Here is a 20,695-nt window from a genome sequence, read left to right as displayed (position 1 = left end):
GCAGCCGAGATCGCTGCGTGCGGAGTCCATGCCTCGAGGCCTCTTCTCGCACATGCGCGATCGCGACACGGAGCAGCGTTTATAATACTTCCAAACAGGCGACATTGTCCGCGACGCATCATTGACTTAAGCTCGGCCAGTCCGGGGGCGCGAGGGAGCGGGCTTCCTTTCCCGCGGCCGGGAAAAGGTTCGCCGTGGCGTTCGATGTTCAAGACCTGTTTCGGCGGCACAGCGAGGAGCTGCGACGCTTTCTGCGCCGCCGCGGGGCGTCGCCGGACAGCGCCGCCGATCTGACGCAAGAGGCCTTTCTTCGTCTCCTGTCGCTGGGCCCGAACGCGCCGATCGCCAATCCTCAGGCCTATCTTTTCCGCACCGCGGGCAATCTCTCGATCGACCATGCGCGTCGGCGTCGCGCGTTGCGCTTCGTCGACGACGGCGAGGAGGCGCTCGGCCGCCTCGCCGACGACGCGCCTTCGCCCGAGCGTGTGGTGCTGTCGCGCCAGGAGCTGGCGATCTTGCAGGAGGCGCTGAGCCGAACGCCCGAGACGCCGCGCAATGTGTTCCTCGCGCGGCTCGAGGGGAAGACCTTCGAGGAGATCGGCCGCAGCTTGAACATTCCGCCGCAAACGGCCTTCAGCCAGATGGCGCGGGTGATGATGCGTCTCAAAGCCGCGCTCGATCGCGCGCGCGTGTGATTTTTGCCGATGCGATCAGAATTTTTCCGCCGCGCTTCGTCTTCTCTATCGGCGACAGGATCGGGCGTCGCCCGAGGAGCGCGCGCGCATGGGTGACTCGGCGGATCGAAGCGACGGCGATGGTTTCGAGGACGACCTCGATCCGATATCGCGCGAAGCGGTCGACTGGTTCATGATCCGGCACGCCGACGGCGCGGCGGGCGCCGACGACGCGACGTTCCGGCGCTGGCTGGAGAGCGATCCGCGTCGTCGCGCGGCCTACGCCGATGTCGAGCGGCTGTGGTCCGGCGCCGCCGATCTCCCCTCGTCGCGGGCGCCCGTCGCGCGGCGCGCGCAAAGCTGACCCGCCGCGCGCTTCGGCAAGACCGCGCTGCTCGTCGCGGCGGGCGGCGGCGGAGGCTGGCTCGCGCATCGCCAGCATTGGCTCGCCGATCATCGGACCGGCGCCGGCGAAGCAAGAGCGTCGCGCTCCCGGACCATCCACAGTGGAACTCTCCGCGTCGACGGCGATGTCGATCGAATTCGGCGCGAGCCTGCGGCGCGTCAGGCTCCATTACGGCGAGGCGTTTTTTTTTCCGTCGCCCGCGACGAGGCGCGTGGCTTCGATGTCGAGGCCGCGGCCGGCCGCATCGAGACGCGCGAGGCCGCGTTCAATGTCGACTATATTGCGGACGACGACGTGCGCGTGACCGTCGCCGAGCGCGACGCCGCCGTCCGTCTCGGCGCGCAGCGGACGCTGCTCGGCCCGGGGCGGCGGGTCGCCTATGGAAGGCGCATCGACCCGTGAGGATGTCGACCGGCCGTCGAAACGGCCTGGCGGGACGGGCGGCTGGTGTTCGTCTCGCAGCCGCTGCGACGCGTGATCGCCGCGCTCGATCGCTGGCGGCCGGGCAAGCTCGTCCTCGCAAGCGCAGAGATCGCCGATCGTCCTGTCACGCTCATCGTCGATGTCGCGCGATCCGCCGCGATCGTCGAGGCGGCTGGAAGACGCCCTGCCGATCCGGACCGTGAGGCTGACGCACTATCTGACGCTGATCTTCGCCGCCTGACGCGCGCCTTGTAACGATTCCAGAAGAAACATCCGACGCTTTTTCAGATATGTCGCGCCGGCCCTCGTCTCAATCCCCGAGGACGGCCGGCGCCATGCCGCCGTCACCTGTTCGAGGGTTCGAGAGATGAGGACATCGGGGCTGCGCAATTCTGCGTCGAAAGCAGTGACGATCATTGTTCTGGCGTCGTCGACGTTGCACGCCACAGCGTCGCGCGCGCAAGTGAAGGACGTCGTGCCGCTTCCCGATCCGGCGACGAGCGCGACGCTCATTCGCTTCGCCATTGCGCCACAACCGCTGTCGAGCGCAATTGTGGCCTTCTCGCGCGCCACGGGCTGCGATCTGATCTTCGACGGCGCCATAGCGAGCGGAATGCGCACGCAAGGGGTCGACGGCTCATTCACGGCGCAGAACGGACTCGCGCGGCTTCTCGCCGCACCGGCCTCGCCGCACGGCTGTCGAATGAACGCATGATGCGCATGTTCCGCGCGAGCGCCGCGGAGATCGAGAAAACCGAGGAGGGCGCGACGCCGCTCGACCCGATCGACATCGCCGCGCCGAAACCGGCGCCGAACCGCAACGCGATGATCGGCGCTGTTCCCGCGCCCTATGCGGGCGGACTGGTGGCGACCGGCGGTCAACTCGGCATGCTCGGCAATCGCGATGTGATGGACACGCCGTTCAACCAGACGAGCTATACGGCGCAGACAATCATGGATCAGCAGGCGCGCACCATCGCCGATGTGACCGCGAATGATGCATCCGTGCGGCCCAACTGGCCGAGTGCGACCTTCAATACGGGATTCAATATACGTGGCTTTTCGATCAACCCTTGGGATATATCCATGAACGGTCTCTACGGAGTCGTGCCGACGCAGAACCCGGCCGTGGAGTTCGCGGAGCGCATCGAAATTCTCAAAGGTCCGAGCGCTCTGCTCAATGGCGTGCCGCCGTTCGGCAGTGTCGGCGGCGCGGTCAATGTGGTTCCAAAGCGCGCAGGCGACGAGCCGCTGACGCGCCTGACCGCGAGCTATTATTCGAACCTTCAGCCGGGGGTAACGGTGGACATCGGCCGTCGCTTCGGCGAGGACAAGCAATTCGGCGTGCGCTTCAACGGCGTCTACCGCAAAGGCGACACCGCCGTCGATCGGCAGAAGCAGGAGCTAGTGGGGACTTTTCTCGGTCTCGATTATCGCGGCGACCGGATGCGCCTTTCCGCCGATCTCGGCTATCAGCGCCAGCATATGGACTCGCCGATCCGCATCGTCGGACTGAGCAGCGGTCTTCCGGTTCCGGCGGCGCCGAAATCGACGTCGAACTGGTCGCAGCCGTGGAGCTATGCCGATGTCACCGAATTTTTCGGCATGATGCGCGGCGAATATGATCTCTCCCCGGATTGGACCGCTTCGTTCGCCGTCGGGGGACGGGGCTATGACGCGAAATACCTCTGGTCCAACCCTCTGATCGCCAACAATAACGGCAACTTCGTCGACAATGTCTGGACCTATCCGTCCTATGCGGATGCGTCCTCGCAAGAGCTTCGCCTGCACGGCCGCTTCGCCACGGGATTCATCGATCATGAAGTGACGGCGACCGGCACTCGCTTCTATTCCGAGCTGGGAGGCGCTCTCTCGACCGTGGCCTCGATCTCGTCGAACCTCTATTATCCAACATTCGTGTCGCGCCCGGCGATCCCGGATATTTCCGTGCCGAGAAACAGCGACGGCGTTCTCTCGAGCTTGGCTTTCGCCGATGTCATGTCCGTGCTGGACGAGCGCGTGCAGATTATCGCAGGGCTGCGAGAGCAGCAGATCGAGGCGCGCAACTACAACACCGCCACTGGAGCGATCACGTCGCGATACCAGAAGAGCGCTCTCAGCCCAGCGGTAGGACTGGTGCTCAAGCCCGAGCAGAACATTTCTTTTTACGGCAATTATATCCAGGGATTGCAGCAGGGCGCGGTCGTCGCGTCGAATTACGTCAACGCCGGGGAGATTTTGCCGCCCTACATCTCGACGCAATATGAACTGGGCGTCAAGGTGGATTGGGGCCGCATCATCAGCACTGTCTCCTGGTTCGAGATCACGCAGCCGAGCGGCTTGGCCAATAGCGCGACCAACACTTATTCCGCCGACGGCGCGCAGCGCAATCGCGGCGTCGAGCTCAACAGCTATGGGCAATTGACCGATGCGGTGCGCTTCATCGGCGGCCTGACCCTGCTCGACGGCGTGCTCACCAAGACGGCCAAAGGCGCCTATGACGGCAATGTGGCGACGGGCGCGCCCCATGTGCAGCTCAATCTCGGCGGGGAATGGGACACGCCCTTCGTCGGCGGCCTGACCCTGTCGGGGCGCGTCATCTATACTGGCAGCCAATATGTCGACATCGCCAACACTCAACAAATCCCGGATTGGGCGCGCTTCGATTTCGGCATGCGCTACAAATTCGAATCATATGGCGTGCCGATCGTCATCCGCCTCAATGTGGAGAACGCATTCGACAGGAGCTATTGGCAGGCCGCCGCCCCGGCCGGCGGCGCTTATCTGTCCTCGGGCGCGCCGCGCCGCTTTCTGCTGTCGACCAGCGTCGACTTTTGAAAACGGTTCGATTATCGACGAGGCGCCTCCCGACTGTTTCGTTCGGCAAGCATGACGCCGTCCACTCGACCGCCGAACCAAGTCGAGGGATGGTCGTCGCGAACATTGGCCAGAGTGTTCGATCGAGAGCAAGCGCCTGATCGGCGCGCCAACCTCGCACGCGCGTTCGACGCAAAATGAATCCTTCCCTTCGCGCCGGATCCTTCCTGCTGTCGACGACGGTGAGCTCTTGATGCGGATCGAGCCGGCGCGCTCGTCGATGGTGGAGCCTCGACGGCGCGCCGAGCAAAAGCGCTCGCAGCCGTCGTCGTCCCGCGCATCGTCCTATCGATCGTCGGCGGCTATGCGGCGTCGGCGGCGATCGTTGCGGCGCTGTCGCTTCATCGATCGGGCTGGCGTTTCCGAATAGTGTCGCTTGCGTTATCGACAGTCGGATGAAGCCGCCGCTATCGCGTTCGCAGAGCGGTAATCGCGCTATCGAGGACAGGCCGAGGCCGCATTTCGGCGGCGAAGGAACGGTTTCGACGCGGCTGCGGTGAAGTCTGCTATTGCACATCGTCGTCCGCGTCGAAGCATTGCTCGCGGACATCGATCTTCTGCCGGGGAAACCAGAGCTGCACATTCGTGCCCTTTCCGGGCTCGGAGGCGATCGACACGGCGCCCATGCACTGCTCGACGAAGTCGACGACCATGCTGAGGCCGAGCCCGGTTCCGTTCTCGGTCTCCTTCGTCGTGAAGAATGGCTCCACGGCCCGGGACAGCGTCTCGCGATCCATGCCGTGGCCGGTGTCGGCGACGGTGATCGACACATAGCGGCCGGGAGGCAGATCGGCGGGCTCGGATGGTTGCGCGGAGCCGATCTCGACATCCGCCGCCTCTATGATGATCGAGCCGCCATTCGGCATGGCGTCACGGGAGTTGAGGCAGAGGTTGAGAATTGCGTTCTCGAATTGTGAGACGTCCGCCTGAATATAGAGCGGCGCGCCGGTGCTGATGGAGCAAATGGCGATGCGGCTCCCGATCACGCGGTCGAGGAAAGATGTCAATCCGGCGACGACTTCCGCCACGTCGATCACGCTCGGTTCGAGCGGCCGCCGCCTCGCGAACGCGAGCAGCCGGCTCGTGACGGCGGCGGCCTTCTGCGCGGTGACGCGCACCAGCTCGGCCCAGCTGCGACGCGGATCGTCCGCCACGAGGCCCGCCTCGAGCGCTTCGGCATTGCCCATGATGACCGTCAGTAGATTGTTGAAGTCGTGGGCGACGCCGCCGGTGAGCTGGCCGAGCGCGTCGAGACGCTGCATGTGTTGAAGCCGTTCATCGGCGGCTCGCTGCTGCGTCACATCGGTGATCATCGCGCAAAAGGCGCGCTGATCGCGCCATTTTATAGCGGCGACCCGCAGCTCGAGGTCGAGCCGCGCGCCGCCGAGCTTCCGCGCCGTGAAATCGAATCGCGCCGGCGCGGGCCGCGCATGCGCGAGAGTGGTCAGATGGACCGTCAAGCGCTGATGGGTGTCGGGCGTCAGATGTCGAAGCAGCGCGACGCGCAGATCGGTCCAGGCGAGGATCCCGCGCTCGTCGGCATAGCCGAGGAGATCCGCCAGCGCCTTGTTGGCGGCGATGGGCGCGAAATTCTTATAGACGAGGATCGCGAGCGGCGATCGGTCGATCAAGGTCTCGAGAGCCTCCCCGATCTCCTGCCGACCCTCTCGCGTCAGCCTGTCGTCGGTGATGTCGATATGAAGGACGAGCGCGCCCCCGGATACGTCGTCTGTCAGAGGCGCGACGATCAGTCGAAGCCAGACGCGCGAGGAGAGCGATGCGATGTGGCAATCCTGGCTGAAGCTCCCGCGCCGGCGATCGAGAACGGCCTCGATCGCCGTAATCGCCTCGGCCGCATCGGCGCAGCCGCATGAGTTCTCCCACCGCCAGAAATCGAGATAGTCGTCCCCGACGCGACAGCCTCGATCGTCTCCCGTTTCGGCGACGCCGGCTCGCCAAGCGGCGTTGACGACGCGAATGTCGCCTTCGGCGCCGAGCAGCGCCGCATGCATCGGAATCGCGTCGAGAATAGCGTCCCGTTCCGCCTCGGCGCTTCGGCGGGCGATCGCCGGATCACGAAGATGCGCCTGAACGACAGGCAGCCGCAGCAGAGAGCCGGAGGCCTGCGCCAGCACGTCGGCATCCGCTTCGGTCAGATCGAGGATGCGCTGCTGCGTCGCGTGCAGGACATCGATCAGCCGGGCCAGCTCGTCACGCGCATCATGTTCGGGGCTGTCTTCTGACGTCACATCGGGCTCGCCGCGTAATATGAGCATGTCGAACGACATCGACACGTCGCCAAGAGCGCCGACGACACGCCGGTTGATAGCGCAGGTGGAGTCGAGGCAACGCCCATATTCGCGTCGCGCTGCGGTCGACGCGGCGCGCCGGCTCGGGCGCGAGGACCTATGACCCGGAGCTTTCGAGCTTGTATCCGGAGCCGCGAACCGTCTGGAGCAGCGCGACACTGTCCTTGTCGAGGCTGGCAAGCTTTGCGCGCAAGCGTCCGATATACACGTCCAGGGTCTTGTCGCCGGAGAGATACTCGCGAAAGAACGCATGCTTGTAGATCGCCGACTTGCTGCAGCTGCGTCCGGCGTTCTCGTGAAGATAGCCGAGAATGCGGCCCTCGGTGTCGGTGAGCCCCACCATTCGGTCGTGTCGGCGCAGCCGCCGCATCTGTAAATCGCAGACGATTTTCCCGATCTGAAAGATGGCGGGAGCGGCGGCGCGGGACGTGCTCGCCCGCACCGAGACCAGCCGGGCGATACGCGCCTGAAGCTCGCGCACCGACAAGGGTTTCATCAGATAATCGTCGGCCCCGACGTCGAAAACGTCGGCGCGCGACTCGGCGGTTCCCCAGCCCGAGATCATCACGATCGGCAGGGAGGATGTGCGCCGAATCGACCGCAGAATGCTGAGACCGTCGCCGTCCGGAAGATGGATGTCGACGACGATCGCATCGAAGAAGGCGAGCTCCGGACCGAGAATCAGGCCGAGCGATTGGTTGTAGCCCGACACGAAACGAAGAACGTCGCCGGGACTGGGCCAAGCGTTGCGGATCGTCTGGCAGACCGCTGGATCGTCTTCGATGATCAATATGTCCATGTCGCCCTCGACCTGGTCTCTCCTTTGTTCGATGCGCGACGGCGCGACCGATGAATGAAGCTCGCGACTCTCGCCATCGCTGATCGTCGGAGGGAAAAAGCGTGGACCATCGGGACCGGCCGCCGTCAGAACAGCTCGATCCGCGGAGCGACATCGACGATACCCCTACCGCGGCTCGCGAGCCGATGGACGTTGCGCTGCTCCTCGGTCACATAGTCGGACGACAGGCCATCCAGCAGATCGGCGAGGCTCTGCTCGCCCGGCGACGGTCGGCCGGTTTCGTCCAGCCTACCGCGGAGCGTGGCGATATGCGCACCCACCGCCGAGGACATTTCGACGAGCTGCTCGACTTGCTGACGGACGATATCCTGGAACTGGATGCTGCCCATCATGGCCATGATGGGCTCGGCGAGACGCTCGTTCTCGTTGGCCATCTGCTTGATGAGGTCGGCATGATATCCGCGAACTTGCTGCTGCAGAACTCGGGCGAGATTTCCCGAGAGTCCGTCAAGAAAGGACGCGATCCTTTCCATTGCTTCCCGATGATGCTTCTCGCGAGCCTCGGATTGTGCCAGCAGGCTGTCGCTGATCGACGTCATCAGCGCGGTTACGCGCGCATGCAAATTGTTCGCCAACTGCTGCACCTCCTCGGCGAGCGTACGAATTTCCATGCCGATAATGGAAAAGCCCGGTCCTAGCTCGCCGGCGCGCGCGGCCTCGATCGACACATTGAAAGAAAGCATGGTCGTCTGTTTGGCGATTCTACGCACGTCATGGAGGGCGCCGAGCAAATCTTTTGTTTCGTCAGCGATCTTACATCGGAACCTCTCCGCGTTCTCCGCCTCGCTCCCGGCCCTTGTCCGTTCGCTTGCGCCGAAATCGGCGAGGAGAGATTTGTAGGCGGACAGGCTCTGCTCGATATCGCACAGAGCCGCATTGATATGATGTTCGGACTGGCCCTGACGTTGTCGAATGAGATCGAGAAGTGTCTCGAGCCGTCGGTCGACTGCGGACAGATCGGAGAGGAGCGCCTCGGCGGCTTCGCTACTGGTGTCGCTGATGGCCCGGAGCTGACGATTCAATATATCTACATATAGCGGAAAGCCATCGAAGGTCGTGACGAGAGTCTCGAAATCGGTTCGTTCCACGACGGCCATGGCCACAGGCGGCGCGGTGGCAAGGGACGCGGTCGATGCGGCTTCGCCCGCGGGGACGGTCTGGTCGAAAGCCGCCTGCGGTCTTTTTTCGGCCCGGGCGAGAGCCGTCCCGCTGTTCTCGATGGCGGCGTCCTTCGCCAGGCGATAGCCGGCGAGCAGAGCGCCGAAAGCGATGAGCGACGTCGCGCCGTTCGGCGACGCCCAGAGCGACAGGTCGACGCTGATCGCGGCGGCGGCCGACAACACGGCCGCGGTCAGGGCGCCCCCAGGCAGGCTCGCGCCGAGCGACGGCGTTCGATCGATCTGGTTCATCTCGTCTTCCCTCCTCGTTCGACTCGCCGCTTCTCGAGATCGGCTGGCGCGCTCTCGAGCGTCCAGTCGATCGCGCGCGCCGAGCATCGTCGCGACGAAGAGGTCGAGGCCGATTGCAGCCACGAAAGATCGCCAGCGAGCGCCTTCGGGCTTCCGAGACGGCTTTCAGCCGTTGCCGAAAGCGGCGCGTGGCTTTTCCGGGATCGCATTCCCGAATGGTCTGCGGGCAGATTGAGCTATGCGCTCTTAAATAAAGCTCTTCCGATTGTAAAAATGGGTAAATTCCTGCCGTTGCAGCAATATCGGCGAAACGCTTCCACGGCCGCGGCCGGTCGTACGAGCCTCGCCGATTCCGCTCGCCGTCATGATCGGACCTGATGGAACGAAGGCAAGGATAGCAATAGCTTACGAGAACGCCAGATCTGTCTCGACGCGATGAAATCACTCGGCGGACGTAGAAATATTTACTCCTTAATTTGCGATCGAAAGCACGATCTACAAGGACCTCATCGACAGAGGCTCGCGAGATCGATCGAAACAACGCCGCTATTTGCTTTGTACGACGCATGCCCGCCTACAAAACGATCAAAATGTAAAACGAAGTAAAACGACATATTTATTATAATAATAAATAGTAAATTTTCTTAAAATGAAATACATTTTACATATATACTACTGATACTCCATCCTCACGCAAGCAATGCATAATAGTTATTCGATCCGTCTTGATTTGGCGCCCGATCGAGGAGCGGAGAGGATGACGATCGTCAAAAAATACCAGAGGCAGATAAACGACGCGATGACCGAGGTCGTTCAGGCGCGCGCGGCTGGAGCCGGAGCGCGCGACGCCGATCAGCAACGCAAGCGGGCGCGCACGCTCGCCAAGCAGCAGCAGGCCGCCGAGCGCATCGCCGCGGCGACGACGGAGATCTCAAGCGGCGTCAAGGACGCAGCTTCTTCCTCCGAGGAGTTGAAACGGGCGACCGATCAGATCGCCTCGGGCGCCGCCGAAGCAGCCGGCGCCGCGCAAGAATCGCTGGGGGCCTGCCGCACGATGGGCGAAGCGATTTCCCGCCAGCTCCGCGCCACCGAGATGAGCCAGACCAAGGCGGAGGCCACGACGGCGCTGGTTCAGCGCACCGGCGCCGAGATCGCCACGGTCATCTCCAATGTGTCGATCGCCGCGGAACGGCAGGCCGGTTCCGTGAAGCTCATCGCCGAGCTAGAGCGACAGGCCGCCAATATCGGCGACATCGTCAAGGCCGTCGGCCGCATCGCCGATCAGACCAATCTGCTGGCCCTCAACGCCGCCATCGAGGCCGCCCGCGCCGGCAAGCATGGCAAAGGCTTCGCGGTCGTCGCCGACGAGGTGCGCACACTGGCGGAAACCTCAGAGAAATCCGCCAAGCAGATCGCCGATCTCGTCGGGCAGATCCAGGTCGACGTGAAGGCGATCACCCAGGGGATCAACACCTCCGCCGCAACGATCAACGGTGAGGTCGAGAAGGGAAAGACCATTACCGAGCAGCTCGAGCAAATCCGCGGCAACGCCCTCGAGATCGTCGATGGAGCGCGCGAGATCGCCACCGGCGCGACGCAGTCGAACGCCGCCGCCCTCCAGGCCTTGAAGGGCTCGGAGGAAATCGCGGCGGCCGCCGAGCAGCAATCGGCCGCCGCCGAGGAATCGGCGAAGTCGGTGCAGGAGCAGGCGCAGGCTCTCGCCGAATGCGAGCAGACCGCGCAGGCGCTGACCGAGCTCTCCGAGGAACTGCGCAATTCGACCGACATAGCCAAGAGCTCCGAAGAGGTCGCCTCCTCCTCCGAAGAGCTTTCGACCGCTATTCAGGAGATCAATCGCTCCGCGACGCAAATCCTGTCGGCGCTCGACGAGATTCGCCGCGGCGCGCAGACGGCGGCCTCCGCCACCGCCGAGAGCGCCGCCGCCATGGGACAGATCGAGCGTGGTCTCGAGATCGCGCAGGCGCGATCCCAGGCGAGCGTCGACAAGCTCGGAACCATCAAGTCTGTGCTCGGCGCCAACAAGGTCGCCGTCGATCAGCTGATCTCCGGGATTCAGGCCTCGGCTACGGCCACGCGCTCCTCGATCGATCAGGTCAAGGATCTCGGCGTCGTCTCCCGAAGGATCGACAAGATCGTCGAAGCGATCGCCAATGTGTCGATCCAGACCAACATGCTGGCCGTCAACGGCTCGATCGAAGCCGCGCGCGCCGGCGAATACGGCAAGGGCTTCGCCGTTGTGGCGACGGACATCCGCAATCTCGCCCGCGACTCGGCCGAGAACGCAGATCGCATCAAGGACCTCGTCAAGAATGTCCAGGATCAGATCCAGGCCGTCAGCCGTGATCTCGACGAAATCGTCGAAGCTGCGCTCGTCGAGGTTGAAAAAGCCAAGGCGACGACCGCCAATCTCGTGACGATCGAGAACGACATCTCGGACGTCGAGCGCGGCGCCATCGATATATCGGCGACCGCCAACGAGATCGCCGCCGCGATCGGTCAGGCGAAGCGGGGTGGAGCAAATCTCCGCCGCCGCCCAGCAGGCGGAGCGCGCCGCCGACGAAGCCGCCGCGCCGCCCGCCAACAGTCGCAGGGCGCCGAAAATCTCACCAACGCGGTCGAGCAGGTCGCCTCTCTCGCCGACGAATTGCAGACGGCCGCCTGACGGGAGCGCTTCGAATGTCTTCAGACGACATGGTCCTCGACGAGGAAGACTCGCCCGAGATCGAGACGAACGACAATCAGTTCGTCACCTTCCAGGTGGCCGGCGAAATTTTCGCCGCGCCCATGGCGCCGGTGCAGGAGATCATACGGGTGCCGGGGCTGGCGCAGGTGCCGCTCGCGCCGCCGTCGCTGCTCGGCCTCGCGAATTTGCGGGGCCGCATACTGCCGATCGTCAATCTACGGCGAATCTTCGGCCTCTCCGATGTCGAGGAGAACGAAGCGACGCGAGCCCTGGTCATCAATCTCGGCTCGCCTCTCGGCTTCGTGGTCGATCGCGTGGCGAGCGTGATCGCGGTCGACATGGCCAGCATCGAACCGGCCAACTCGATTGGCGCCATCGGCGATTCCAAATTCCTCACCGGGGTCGTCAAGAACGCCAATGGCGAGCTGATCATGATCATCGACTTTTCCGCCCTGATCGAACGGGAGTTTTCCAGCGGGATGGCGCGTCGGACGATCGGCCTGGACATGGCGGGCGAGACGGCGGACGATCGGGAGACCAAGGACGACGACGCCAATGTGGACGAAATCCAGCTCGTCTCCTTCCACATCGACGGGCAGGAATACGCCGCGGACATCGTCGCCGTGCAGGAGATCGTGCAGATGCCCGAGCGGATGGCGGCGGTCCCCAACGCACCATCGCATGTTCTCGGCTGATGACACTGCGCGAACGGCTGTTGCCGCTGGTCTCGCTGAGAGCCCTGCTCGGGCTCTCCGAGATGAGCGCCACCGATACGCAGCGCATCGTTGTTCTCGGTCTGCGGGAGGCCATGCGGTCGGCGTGGTGGCCGATTCTGTCGACGAGGTGCTGCGCGTGCCGCGCGAGCAAACGGAGCTCCTGCCGTCGATTCTCTCGCAGAAAGGCCGACTCGAGGAAATATCCGCCGTCTGCCGCCTCGACGGCGGCAGAGGCTGGTGTCCGTGCTCGACACCGCCCGCATGTTCACCGACGCCGAGATGCGTCAGACGCTCGCTGCGATCAACGAAATGGAGACGGACTTGGCCGACGGTGACACAGAAGAGCAGGACACGATCGAAGACGAGGAGCAGGTCGTCGTCTTCCGGCTCGGCGGCGAGGAGTTCGGAGTTCCGATCGCCACCGTTCAGGAAATCGTGCGCGTGCCCGAGGCGCTCACCCATGTGCCGAAAGCGCCGTCCTTCGTCGAAGGCGTGATCAATCTGCGCGGAGCGGTGCTGCCGCATCGATCAGCGCCGCCGCCTCGATCTGACCACGATCGAGCGCAACGACCGCCAGCGGATCATGGTCTATGCGATCAGTGGACGGCGGACCGGCTTCATCGTCGATTCGGTGACCGAGGTCCTGAAGATCCCGCGCGCGACCATCGAGCCCGCACCGAAGCTGTCCGCGATCAGCACCGGATTCTCGGACGCGTGGCCAATCTCGAGAAACAGAAGCGCGTGATCATGCTGATGGATCCCGACGCTCTGCTCTCGGACACGGAACTCGGCGAGCTCGCTGCGTGAGAATCGGCACATGGGACTGAAAGTTCTCGTCGTCGACGACTCGGCGCTGATGCGCAAGCATCTGACCTCGCTTCTCACCTCGGAGGGGTTCGAGATTCGCGCCGCCCGCAACGGGCGGGAGGCTCTCTCTGAGCTCGGCGCTTTTCAGCCCGACGTGATCACACTCGACATCAACATGCCGAGATGGACGGACTGACCACCCTATCCCACATCATGACGGAACGGCCTACGCCGACCGTCATGGTGTCCTCGCTGACCAAGAAGGCGCGCTCGCGACCTTCGAAGCGCTCGCGCTCGGGGCGGTCGATTATATCGCGAAACCGGCGGCACGATCTCGCTCTCGATCGACGACATCGCGCGCAAGCTCGTCGAGAAGGAACATCGCCGCGAGCGCGCGCGTCAAAGGCCGCATCGCGCGCAGGCTCGCGGATGCGCCCGCGACGGAGCGTGCGCTCGCGGCGCATGTGGCGCCCTTCGCGCGCGCGCCTATGCGACCCGACCGCCAGCGTTCGGCCTGGTGCTCGTGGGCGTATCCACGGGCGGCCCGCGCACGCTCGAGGAAATCTTGTCGCGACTGCCGGCGACCCTGCCATGGCCCGTGCTGATCGCCCAGCATCTTCCGGCGGCCTTCACCGCGTCGCTGGCCAATCGCTTGAATGGCGTCTGCCCGCTCAATGTCGAGGAGGCGACCAATATGAAAGAGAGTCCCCTGGCAATGTCTATATCGGCCGAGGCGGATCGGACCTCGCCGTGCGCGGCGAGGCGGTCGCCTCGTCATGCTCAATCAACCGGAGTCCCCGACCATAATTGGCATCCGTCGGTGGACATTCTGGTGTCGACCGCGCTCGACAACGTGCCGCCGAGGAGCCTCGTCGCCGTCCAGCTCACCGGAATGGGAAACGACGGGTTGAAGCGATGGCCGAGCTCAAAGCCGCCGGCGGCAGGACGATCGCCGAAAGCGAGGAGACGGCCGTGTGTTCGGCATGCCGGCGGAGCTGATCAAACGCGGCGGAGCCTCCTGCGTTCTGCCGAGCGGCCGGATCGCCGATCAGATCAGATTGTGGCTCACCCATTGAGGCGGTCGCGACGACAAAGCGGCGCGCACATTTGCTCGAGGGAACAACGCATGCCGATCGCAAGGCGACACACGAAATGCTCGACGAGCCGCGATGAGACGGTGCGTCCGTCTCGCGAGCTCGGCGAATTGATCCGTCTGATCCAGAAGGGGGCGATGCGCAACGGCTCGACGCCGCGCATAGTCTCGTGGCTTCGGCGAAGTCGCGGCGGAGCGCTCTGCGCCGCTCTGTGAACGAGGCGGACGACGCGCTTCGCGACGCCATCGCCGTCTCTCTCGCACGTGTCGGCGGACGCAACGTCGTGATCGGGGGGCCGCCGATGCTCCGCTCCGACGACCCGCCATCGCAACATCGCCGTCGATATATTGAAGAGCTGCCGCATGACGTGGCGCCGCTCTTGGAGACGCTCCTCGCCGATCCGGACGCGGATGTCCGCATCCTCTTGGTCAATGTGCTCGGTTCTTCGTCACGCCAAGGTCGAACAATGGCTGATCGGCGTCGTCGACCGCGACGAGCACGTCAATGTGGTCGCGGCGGCCATCGAGGCGCTCGTCGAGATCGGCGGCGCGGGCGCTCGAGGCGCGCTATCACGAGCGGCCGACCGCTTCTCCCACGAGCCCTTCATCGTCTTTTCCGCCGAAAGCGCTCTCCATCACATCAGCAGCCGCGCATGAGGGCCACGACCACGATCAGCTCCGAGGATTTCGCCCGCTTTGCGGAGTTCTTCTTATCGAAGGACCGGCATCCTGTTCGACGACAGCAAGCGCTATTTCGTCGACCGAGCGCTCGCCGATCGCATCAAGGCGACCGACAGCGCCGATGTCCCCACCTATCTCCGGCTGCTTCGGCTCGACATTTCGGGCCGGGAAGCGCAGGCGCTGACCAATCTGATGACGGTCAACGAGACCTACTTCTTCCGCGAGGCCTATCAGTTTTCTGCCTGCCGATCATCTGCTGGGCGAGATCATCCGCAACAAGCGCTCGGCGGAGCCGATCCGCATCTGGTCGATGCCGTGCTCGACCGGCGAGGAGGCCTATTCCATCGTCATTCATCTGATGGAGCGCTGGGGCGCCATCGACAGCTACGATGTCGAGGTGCTCGCTTCGGACATCGACACGCAAGTGCTCGAGCAAGCGCGCAAAGGGGTCTACTCGCAGCGCTCCGTGCAGAGCATCTCCGCCGATCAGCTCGCACGCTACTTCTCGCGCCAGGGACAGGGCGCTGGCAGATCAGCGCGGATCTTCGCGACTCGGTCGAGTTCATCCGGGCCAATGTCATCGATCGCCGGACATGTCGCGATTCGCGAAGATGGACGTCATTTTCTGCCGCAACTGCTCATCTATTTCGACGACAATGTCGCGGCGGGCGGCGGCCGAGGCGTTCTACGAGGCCATGAACCCCGGCGCTTTCATCTGCCTCGGGCATTCCGAATCGATGAGCCGCATTTCGAGCCTGTTCAAAGCGCGTCGTTTCGGCTCGACGATCGTCTACCAGAAGCCGCTTCTCGGGAGGCGCTGTGATATGAAGAAGGCTCTTGTTATCGACGACGCCACGACCATGCGCATGTATCACCGCCGAATTCTCATCGACCCTCGGCTTCGAGGTCGACGAGTGCTTCAATGGCGTCGAGGCGATCGAGAAGGCGCTGCAGACGCGCTATGATCTCCTCGTCGTGGACGTGAACATGCCGGTGATGGATGGATACCGCTTCCTGAAGAAGTTGCGCCGGCGCCGCGACGTCCACCAGGCCGGCGATCATGGTGTCGACCGAATCGGAGCCCGAGATCGCCACGCCGCTTATGTAGCCGGCGCCAATATCTATCTCACCAAGCCGCGGCATACAGGCGCGTTGTTTGCGCGCCGCCGCTCTTTGACGGGGGAGGTCCAGTGAATCGCTTCTCCAGCAATTTCTCGTCGAGGCCCGCGACTATCTCGATCAGATCGATCACAAGCTCCTGCTGCTCGAGGAGACTCCCGAGGACGACACGATCATCGGAGAGATTTTTCGATTGGTTCATACGCTCAAAGGCAATTCCGGCCTCTTCGACATGCGAGCTGACGAGCGTTCTGCATGCGGCCGAGATGTGCTCGACCGGGTGCGCGATCACACGCTCCTGATCGACTCCGAGCTGACCGATGCACTGCTCGCGGCCCTGGACTTCGTCAATCGCGTGCTAGACGACGTCGATACGACCGACGCCGTTCCCGCCCGCTACGCGGACGACGCGGCGAAGCTCGCGGGCGCCTTGCGCGACTGGCTGCCCGAGCGAAGCGCGTCCGGAAAACGATGCGAGCGGGGCCGGCGTGCGCGCCGCTCGATCCGCCTGAGGACTGTTCTGGCTGAGCGCCATTCCCGACCTCGAACGTCTCGAGGCTTTCGACGGCTCGCGCCGGACGAATACGCCGTCGCGGTGCGCTATCGGCCAGCGCCCGACTGCTTCTTCAAAGGCGAAGATCCGTTGCAGCTGCTGCGGACGACCCGGGGCTTCTCCTGTTCGACGTCGGCCCGCCGAGCCATGGAGCCTGACAGTCTCGATGTCTATCGCGCCAATTCTCGTCATCGACGCATTGACCAACGCAAGCCTCGAGGAGATCGAGAGCCACTTCCGCTATGTGCGGGATCAAACGGCGATCTACGAGATACCGCCGCTACGCGCTGGCGCTTCCCGAGGCGTCATCGCCATCGACGCGACCGATATGATCGCCGCGGCGTTCCTGGACGAAGCGCGCAGGCTCACCGCCGAGCCGATTGGCGAGGGCTGAGCGCGGCGGCGGAGCCGCTTTAGACGTGATCAACCCCACCCGCGCCTGCGTATCGGCGCTACGCTGGATCATGAAGATTGCCGGCTCGACGGATCGCGCTGAGATCGTCGGCCCTTGATCGCCGCAGCCGTCGGCGGCCGGCGCGGCCGATTGGCGCGCCGTTTCCGTCGGGGGAGCGCGTGGCGGCGGGCCGGCCGGCGGAACGCACGACCTCGACCGCGAACGGCTCCGATGAGAGTGTCCCGAGCTATCGCGCGCTCGCGCTCCGCGCAGAATCGAAATGCTGTCGCTGTCGTCGACGACGGCGGAGCAGCCGGGGCGCATCGCCTCGGTCCGCAATGCGCTTTGCGGCCTGCTGATCTCCGCGGCAGGATGGACGCGCTCGATGAGCTCGACAGGACGGGCCGAATGTGACGAACATGCGGATGCGAGCGGGCTGATCGCTTTCATCCGTTCTGTCGTGCTGAACGTGGAGGCGGCGCGTTGCGCCGGCGCTCGTTGTCGTGGGGGCAGACATGCATCGGAGCTGCTCGATGCGCGCGAGGCGGCCCCTCCTTCGGCCAAGCGGCTCGCCGCCGAAGCTCCCGGCGGACGCGGCGTGCGCGTTCTGAAGGTGGGTCAGGAGAAGGTCGACCGACTCATGGATCTGATCGGTGAGATGGTGGTCGCCAAGAATGCGCTTCCCTATCTCGCCGGACGCGCGGAGGCCCATTACGGCTCACGCGAGCTCAGCCGCGAGAATCAAGGCGCAATATGCGATCATCAACCGCATCGCCGAGGAGATGCAGGACGGCATCATGCAGGTGCGCATGTTGCCGGTCGGCGCGATCTTTCAGCGCTTCCCCCCTCGGCGCGACGTGGCGCGGCAGCTCGGCAAATCGGTCCGGCTGACCATCGAAGGCGAGGAGACCGAAGCCGACAAGACATCGTCGAATCGCTCGCCGATCGATGATCCATATCCTTCGCAACAGTCTCGATCACGGCTCGAGCCCCCCGACGTTCGTCGCGCCGCCGGCAGCCCGAGAGGGCCGGCTCACGGTCCGCGCCTTCCAGGAAGGCGACCGCGTTCGGATCGAGTGGAGGGACGACGGCAAAGGGATAGACCCGAGGTGATCAAGCGCAAAGGCGCTGGCGAAGGGGCTGATCGACGAGCAGCGGCTGGAGACGCTCTCCGACAATGACGCGATCCCTGGTCTTCGCGGCGGGCTTCTCGACCGCGGAACAGATCTCCCGCCTCTCGGGGCGCGGCGTCGGAATGGATGTCGTCAAGTCGAGCCTCGAGAAGGTCGGCGGACAGGTGCAGCTGACCAGCGAGAAGGGCAAGGGCGCGCGCATTCTCCTGTCGCTGCCGCTGTCGATCAGCGTCTCCAACGTCATGATGGTGGACATCGGCGGCCAGCGTTACGGCGTGCCGATCGATGTGGTGGTCGAGACCGTGCGGGTGGCGCGCAAGAACACTCATATCATCAAGCAGCATCGCACGGCGGTTCTCAGAGGGCGCATCGTTCCGCTCTACAGCGCCTATGATCTGCTCGGCTCCGTCGGCGATCCCGCGCCCAATGACGACGATGAGTTCGCGGTGCTGGTCGCGCGCGTCGCGGGCCACACCGTCGGCGTCATCGTCGACGGCTTCGCCCAGACGATCGATGTGATCCTGAAGCCCCTCGAAGGGCCGCTGACGCATTTGACGGGCTTTTCGGGCAGCGCGCTGCTGGGCGACGGAAGCGTGCTGCTGGTGCTCGATCTGAAGGAGCTGATCTGATGACTCAACGTCTGATGAAAGCCAAGGCGGTGCTCAGCGGGCATGTCACGGTGGAGGCGGCCGCGTCGCTGCTGCAATGGATGATCGAGCATCCGAAGGCGGAGCTGCATATGGGCGGCGTGACGCATCTTCACGCCGCGGCGCTACAGGCGATCGCTGCGTCGAGAAACCGTATCGCGAGCGCGCCGGAAGACGCCTTCTGCGCGAAGGCGCTGGCGCGGCTCGGCAGGACTTGATGTGATCGCCGGACGAGATGCGGGACCGTGAGTCCGCGCTGCACTTCGGAGCGAGGCGTTCATGACCAGCGACGATGCCGACGGCGGAGCCTTCGTGATAGCGGTCGCCAACCGGAAAGGCGGGGCCGGCAAGACGACGACGGCGGTCAATCTCGCCGCGGGCCTCGCGCGCCGGAATTTGGCGACTCTGCTCGTCGACCTGGACAGTCAAGGCCATGCGGGATTGGCGTTCGGCGCAGTTGCGGCGGCTGGCGAGGCCAATGTCCATCAGATTTTCACGGAGGGCCCCGGGGCGATTGCATCGGCCATAAGGCGGCTGTCGGGGCCGTCGGCCTGGCCCGACCTCATCGTCGCCGACACGCGCCGCCCGCATCCGTCGGACGCGCCGCCCGACCTTCTCGCGCAGGCCTTGTCGAGCGATGCGATCCGTGGACGCTATGATGTGGTCGTCGTCGACACGCCGCCATCCCTCGACGCTCTGATGGTGACCGCTCTCGCGGCCGCCCATGCGGTGCTGATCCCGTTCGTGCCGCATCCGCTCGCCGTCGAGGGCGTGCGGCAGTTCACCTCGATCTTCTTCAAAGTGCGCCTGAGCAGCAATCGGCGGCTTCGTCATCTCGCGCTGCTGCCGGTGATGGCCAATGCGCAATTTCTGCTTCACCGGCGCATGATCGACGCTTTGACGCAGGAGTTCGGTGAGCGCCGCATCGTCGGCCACATCCGTTCGGATATTCGTCTCGCCGAAGCGTTCGAGATCGGACGGCCGATATTCGATCACGCGCCGTCGAGCCGTGGCGCGCAGGATTACGATGCGCTCATTGAACGGCTGTTGTCGCTCTGGCGACCGAATGGCGCCGCCGCTTCGGCCAAGGCGGAGGAATTCGATGGAGTAGGCGGGCGCCGCGCCGATTGACGCGACGGGCGAAGTGCTCCGGCGTGGCTGTCTTTCGCCGCCTTCAGGCGGCGTTCACCACAACCTGCTTGACGACTTGGACGAGGGCGAGCGCATCGACTGGCTTCACGAGCCAGCCGGTGGCTCCCGCCGCTTTCGCGGCGCCGCGTTTTTCCTGCTGCGAATCGGTGGTCAGCACCAATATCGGCGTGAAGCGGGTCGGGGCGAGACGACGAAGCTGCGCGATGAGCTCGACGCCATTCATGCCCGGCATGTGGTAATCGGTGATGATGAGGCTCGGCGACAGGCCGCTCTGCACCTTGGCGATCGCAGTCGGGCCGTCGGGGGCCGTCGCGAAGGCGTAGCCGACCTTCGAAAGGATGCCGGTCAGGCTCGCGAGCATCGTGGTGGAATCGTCGACCAGGAGAATGGGCTTCATTGGGGTCCTCGCGAACGGCCTGTGTCTGCGCGCGAAAGCTGCTGTTGGTAAAGCATCTTCTCTAGCTTCAGCGTAAAGGGTGGGACTTAAGAAATTCTGTATGTGATCGTCGACCGTTTCGACAATCGAACGCCGGGGGCGCCGTTTCCGGTCGAGGCGGAGAAGGGAGCGCGCTGCTTCGAGGGATGGGATTTTCGAACATCGATCTACCGTGGACGACATGCAATCCGTAAGCGATGGGCGCTGAGAGTCGGTTTCAAAAGTCACTCGAGGACCGCCGTGCGCGTCGATGCGCGCCCCCTTGTCAGAGACAATATTGGGTCGCGCGCGACATCGCGGACT

The 20,695-nt window shown here is 64.2% G+C and carries 20 protein-coding genes and 4 pseudogenes; 19 read left to right on the top strand and 5 right to left on the bottom strand.

The genetic code is table 11. From position 1 onward, the window contains the following. Window positions 1–194 precede the first annotated feature (194 nt). The 5 genes from CQW49_RS21920 (at window position 195) to CQW49_RS21895 (ending at window position 4,341) form a co-directional block, all read left to right on the top strand. The gene (locus CQW49_RS21920) at window positions 195–695 is read left to right on the top strand and encodes an RNA polymerase sigma factor (protein ID WP_003613814.1); all 501 of its coding nucleotides are present in this window, start codon (window positions 195–197) and stop codon (window positions 693–695) included. Window positions 696–783: 88 nt separating this feature from the next. After that, entirely contained in the window at window positions 784–1,038 is a 255-nt protein-coding gene (locus CQW49_RS21915; RefSeq protein WP_099831939.1) for a FecR/PupR family sigma factor regulator, read from the top strand. A 489-nt stretch (window positions 1,039–1,527) separates the two neighbouring features. Next, window positions 1,528–1,758: a hypothetical protein gene (locus tag CQW49_RS21905; protein ID WP_099831937.1), complete on the top strand. Its 231-nt coding sequence runs from the start codon at window positions 1,528–1,530 to the stop codon at window positions 1,756–1,758. A gap of 151 nt (window positions 1,759–1,909) precedes the next feature. Then, a complete protein-coding gene (locus CQW49_RS21900) occupies window positions 1,910–2,218 on the top strand; it encodes an STN domain-containing protein (protein WP_157926102.1) in 309 nt (102 codons plus the stop codon). Further along, window positions 2,215–4,341 carry a TonB-dependent receptor gene (locus CQW49_RS21895; protein WP_099831935.1) on the top strand — a complete coding sequence of 709 codons (2,127 nt, stop codon included), beginning with the start codon at window positions 2,215–2,217 and terminating at the stop codon, window positions 4,339–4,341. The genes CQW49_RS21900 and CQW49_RS21895 overlap by 4 nt, the downstream gene beginning before the upstream one ends. A 545-nt stretch (window positions 4,342–4,886) precedes the next feature. On the opposite strand, the gene CQW49_RS25810 is transcribed toward CQW49_RS21895, so the two are convergent. From CQW49_RS25810 to CQW49_RS21880, 3 genes are all read right to left on the bottom strand, one after another. Next, window positions 4,887–5,642, bottom strand: a complete 756-nt coding sequence (locus CQW49_RS25810; protein WP_274541241.1) for an ATP-binding protein — start codon at window positions 5,640–5,642, stop codon at window positions 4,887–4,889. Window positions 5,643–6,786: 1,144 nt separating this feature from the next. Further along, window positions 6,787–7,488 (bottom strand): response regulator transcription factor, encoded by a 702-nt coding sequence (locus tag CQW49_RS25805; protein WP_003613809.1) that lies wholly within the window; start codon window positions 7,486–7,488, stop codon window positions 6,787–6,789. A gap of 125 nt (window positions 7,489–7,613) precedes the next feature. Then, window positions 7,614–8,645, bottom strand: a complete 1,032-nt coding sequence (locus CQW49_RS21880; protein WP_157926100.1) for a methyl-accepting chemotaxis protein — start codon at window positions 8,643–8,645, stop codon at window positions 7,614–7,616. Between the two features lie 1,069 nt (window positions 8,646–9,714). Between CQW49_RS21880 and CQW49_RS21875 the strand changes: the two are divergent. The 4 genes and pseudogenes from CQW49_RS21875 to CQW49_RS26395 all read left to right on the top strand — a co-directional run bounded on the left by CQW49_RS21875 (window position 9,715) and on the right by CQW49_RS26395 (window position 13,380). After that, window positions 9,715–11,640: pseudogene (locus CQW49_RS21875) on the top strand (methyl-accepting chemotaxis protein). Window positions 11,641–11,654: 14 nt separating this feature from the next. Further along, entirely contained in the window at window positions 11,655–12,356 is a 702-nt protein-coding gene (locus tag CQW49_RS26220; protein ID WP_338065224.1) for a chemotaxis protein CheW, read from the top strand. Between the two features lie 264 nt (window positions 12,357–12,620). Further along, complete coding sequence (locus tag CQW49_RS26465; RefSeq protein WP_476738598.1) at window positions 12,621–13,184, top strand: chemotaxis protein CheW; 564 nt, start codon at window positions 12,621–12,623, stop codon at window positions 13,182–13,184. Between the two features lie 10 nt (window positions 13,185–13,194). Further along, window positions 13,195–13,380 carry a response regulator gene (locus CQW49_RS26395; RefSeq protein WP_244593415.1) on the top strand — a complete coding sequence of 62 codons (186 nt, stop codon included), beginning with the start codon at window positions 13,195–13,197 and terminating at the stop codon, window positions 13,378–13,380. A 111-nt stretch (window positions 13,381–13,491) separates the two neighbouring features. On the opposite strand, the gene CQW49_RS26390 is transcribed toward CQW49_RS26395, so the two are convergent. After that, a complete protein-coding gene (locus tag CQW49_RS26390) occupies window positions 13,492–13,800 on the bottom strand; it encodes a hypothetical protein (protein ID WP_244593419.1) in 309 nt (102 codons plus the stop codon). Here CQW49_RS26390 and CQW49_RS26385 point away from each other — a divergent pair. From CQW49_RS26385 to CQW49_RS21825, 10 genes and pseudogenes are all read left to right on the top strand, one after another. Further along, window positions 13,702–14,037, top strand: a pseudogene (locus CQW49_RS26385) (chemotaxis protein CheB); the annotation flags it as partial. The gene CQW49_RS26390 and the pseudogene CQW49_RS26385 sit on opposite strands and share 99 nt — an antisense overlap. Window positions 14,038–14,688: 651 nt before the next feature. Next, on the top strand, window positions 14,689–14,934 hold the full coding sequence (locus tag CQW49_RS21855) for a HEAT repeat domain-containing protein (protein ID WP_157926099.1): 246 nt from the start codon (window positions 14,689–14,691) through the stop codon (window positions 14,932–14,934). After that, a pseudogene (locus CQW49_RS21850) lies at window positions 14,931–15,770 on the top strand (CheR family methyltransferase); the annotation flags it as partial. The gene CQW49_RS21855 and the pseudogene CQW49_RS21850, both read left to right, overlap by 4 nt. Before the next feature lie 25 nt (window positions 15,771–15,795). Beyond that, window positions 15,796–16,152 (top strand): response regulator, encoded by a 357-nt coding sequence (locus CQW49_RS21845; protein ID WP_338065223.1) that lies wholly within the window; start codon window positions 15,796–15,798, stop codon window positions 16,150–16,152. A gap of 49 nt (window positions 16,153–16,201) precedes the next feature. Beyond that, a pseudogene (locus CQW49_RS26380) lies at window positions 16,202–16,264 on the top strand (hypothetical protein); the annotation flags it as partial. 532 nt (window positions 16,265–16,796) lie between these two features. After that, the gene (locus tag CQW49_RS25780) at window positions 16,797–17,024 is read left to right on the top strand and encodes a hypothetical protein (protein ID WP_244593414.1); all 228 of its coding nucleotides are present in this window, start codon (window positions 16,797–16,799) and stop codon (window positions 17,022–17,024) included. 280 nt (window positions 17,025–17,304) lie between these two features. Further along, window positions 17,305–17,976, top strand: a complete 672-nt coding sequence (locus tag CQW49_RS26200; RefSeq protein WP_338065222.1) for a hypothetical protein — start codon at window positions 17,305–17,307, stop codon at window positions 17,974–17,976. Between the two features lie 225 nt (window positions 17,977–18,201). Continuing rightward, window positions 18,202–18,786, top strand: coding sequence for a chemotaxis protein CheW (locus CQW49_RS26195; protein WP_338065221.1), 585 nt, complete (start codon window positions 18,202–18,204; stop codon window positions 18,784–18,786). Next, window positions 18,786–19,022, top strand: coding sequence for a hypothetical protein (locus CQW49_RS21830; protein ID WP_003613800.1), 237 nt, complete (start codon window positions 18,786–18,788; stop codon window positions 19,020–19,022). The genes CQW49_RS26195 and CQW49_RS21830 overlap by 1 nt, the downstream gene beginning before the upstream one ends. Before the next feature lie 61 nt (window positions 19,023–19,083). After that, complete coding sequence (locus tag CQW49_RS21825; protein ID WP_003613799.1) at window positions 19,084–19,935, top strand: ParA family protein; 852 nt, start codon at window positions 19,084–19,086, stop codon at window positions 19,933–19,935. Between the two features lie 43 nt (window positions 19,936–19,978). On the opposite strand, the gene CQW49_RS21820 is transcribed toward CQW49_RS21825, so the two are convergent. Then, window positions 19,979–20,353 (bottom strand): response regulator, encoded by a 375-nt coding sequence (locus CQW49_RS21820; protein WP_003613797.1) that lies wholly within the window; start codon window positions 20,351–20,353, stop codon window positions 19,979–19,981. Window positions 20,354–20,695: the final 342 nt, after the last annotated feature.

Origin of the sequence: Methylosinus trichosporium OB3b, from assembly GCF_002752655.1 — a bacterium.
Taxonomy (GTDB): domain Bacteria; phylum Pseudomonadota; class Alphaproteobacteria; order Rhizobiales; family Beijerinckiaceae; genus Methylosinus; species Methylosinus trichosporium.
Note: the sequence above shows the minus strand (reverse complement) of the source record. Positions and strands in the feature narration are given on the sequence as shown.

Coding starts and splice junctions, on each gene's coding strand:
- CQW49_RS21915 (WP_099831939.1), top strand. CDS start 784: ATGGGTGACTCGGCGGATCGAAGCGACGGCGATGGTTTCGAGGACGAC.
- CQW49_RS21895 (WP_099831935.1), top strand. CDS start 2,215: ATGATGCGCATGTTCCGCGCGAGCGCCGCGGAGATCGAGAAAACCGAG.
- CQW49_RS25810 (WP_274541241.1), bottom strand. CDS start 5,642: ATGCAGCGTCTCGACGCGCTCGGCCAGCTCACCGGCGGCGTCGCCCAC.
- CQW49_RS25805 (WP_003613809.1), bottom strand. CDS start 7,488: ATGGACATATTGATCATCGAAGACGATCCAGCGGTCTGCCAGACGATC.
- CQW49_RS21880 (WP_157926100.1), bottom strand. CDS start 8,645: ATGGCCGTCGTGGAACGAACCGATTTCGAGACTCTCGTCACGACCTTC.
- CQW49_RS26220 (WP_338065224.1), top strand. CDS start 11,655: ATGTCTTCAGACGACATGGTCCTCGACGAGGAAGACTCGCCCGAGATC.
- CQW49_RS26395 (WP_244593415.1), top strand. CDS start 13,195: ATGGGACTGAAAGTTCTCGTCGTCGACGACTCGGCGCTGATGCGCAAG.
- CQW49_RS26390 (WP_244593419.1), bottom strand. CDS start 13,800: ATGCTGGGCGATCAGCACGGGCCATGGCAGGGTCGCCGGCAGTCGCGA.
- CQW49_RS21855 (WP_157926099.1), top strand. CDS start 14,689: ATGTCCGCATCCTCTTGGTCAATGTGCTCGGTTCTTCGTCACGCCAAG.
- CQW49_RS25780 (WP_244593414.1), top strand. CDS start 16,797: ATGTCTATCGCGCCAATTCTCGTCATCGACGCATTGACCAACGCAAGC.
- CQW49_RS26200 (WP_338065222.1), top strand. CDS start 17,305: ATGCTGTCGCTGTCGTCGACGACGGCGGAGCAGCCGGGGCGCATCGCC.
- CQW49_RS26195 (WP_338065221.1), top strand. CDS start 18,202: ATGACGCGATCCCTGGTCTTCGCGGCGGGCTTCTCGACCGCGGAACAG.
- CQW49_RS21830 (WP_003613800.1), top strand. CDS start 18,786: ATGACTCAACGTCTGATGAAAGCCAAGGCGGTGCTCAGCGGGCATGTC.
- CQW49_RS21825 (WP_003613799.1), top strand. CDS start 19,084: ATGACCAGCGACGATGCCGACGGCGGAGCCTTCGTGATAGCGGTCGCC.
- CQW49_RS21820 (WP_003613797.1), bottom strand. CDS start 20,353: ATGAAGCCCATTCTCCTGGTCGACGATTCCACCACGATGCTCGCGAGC.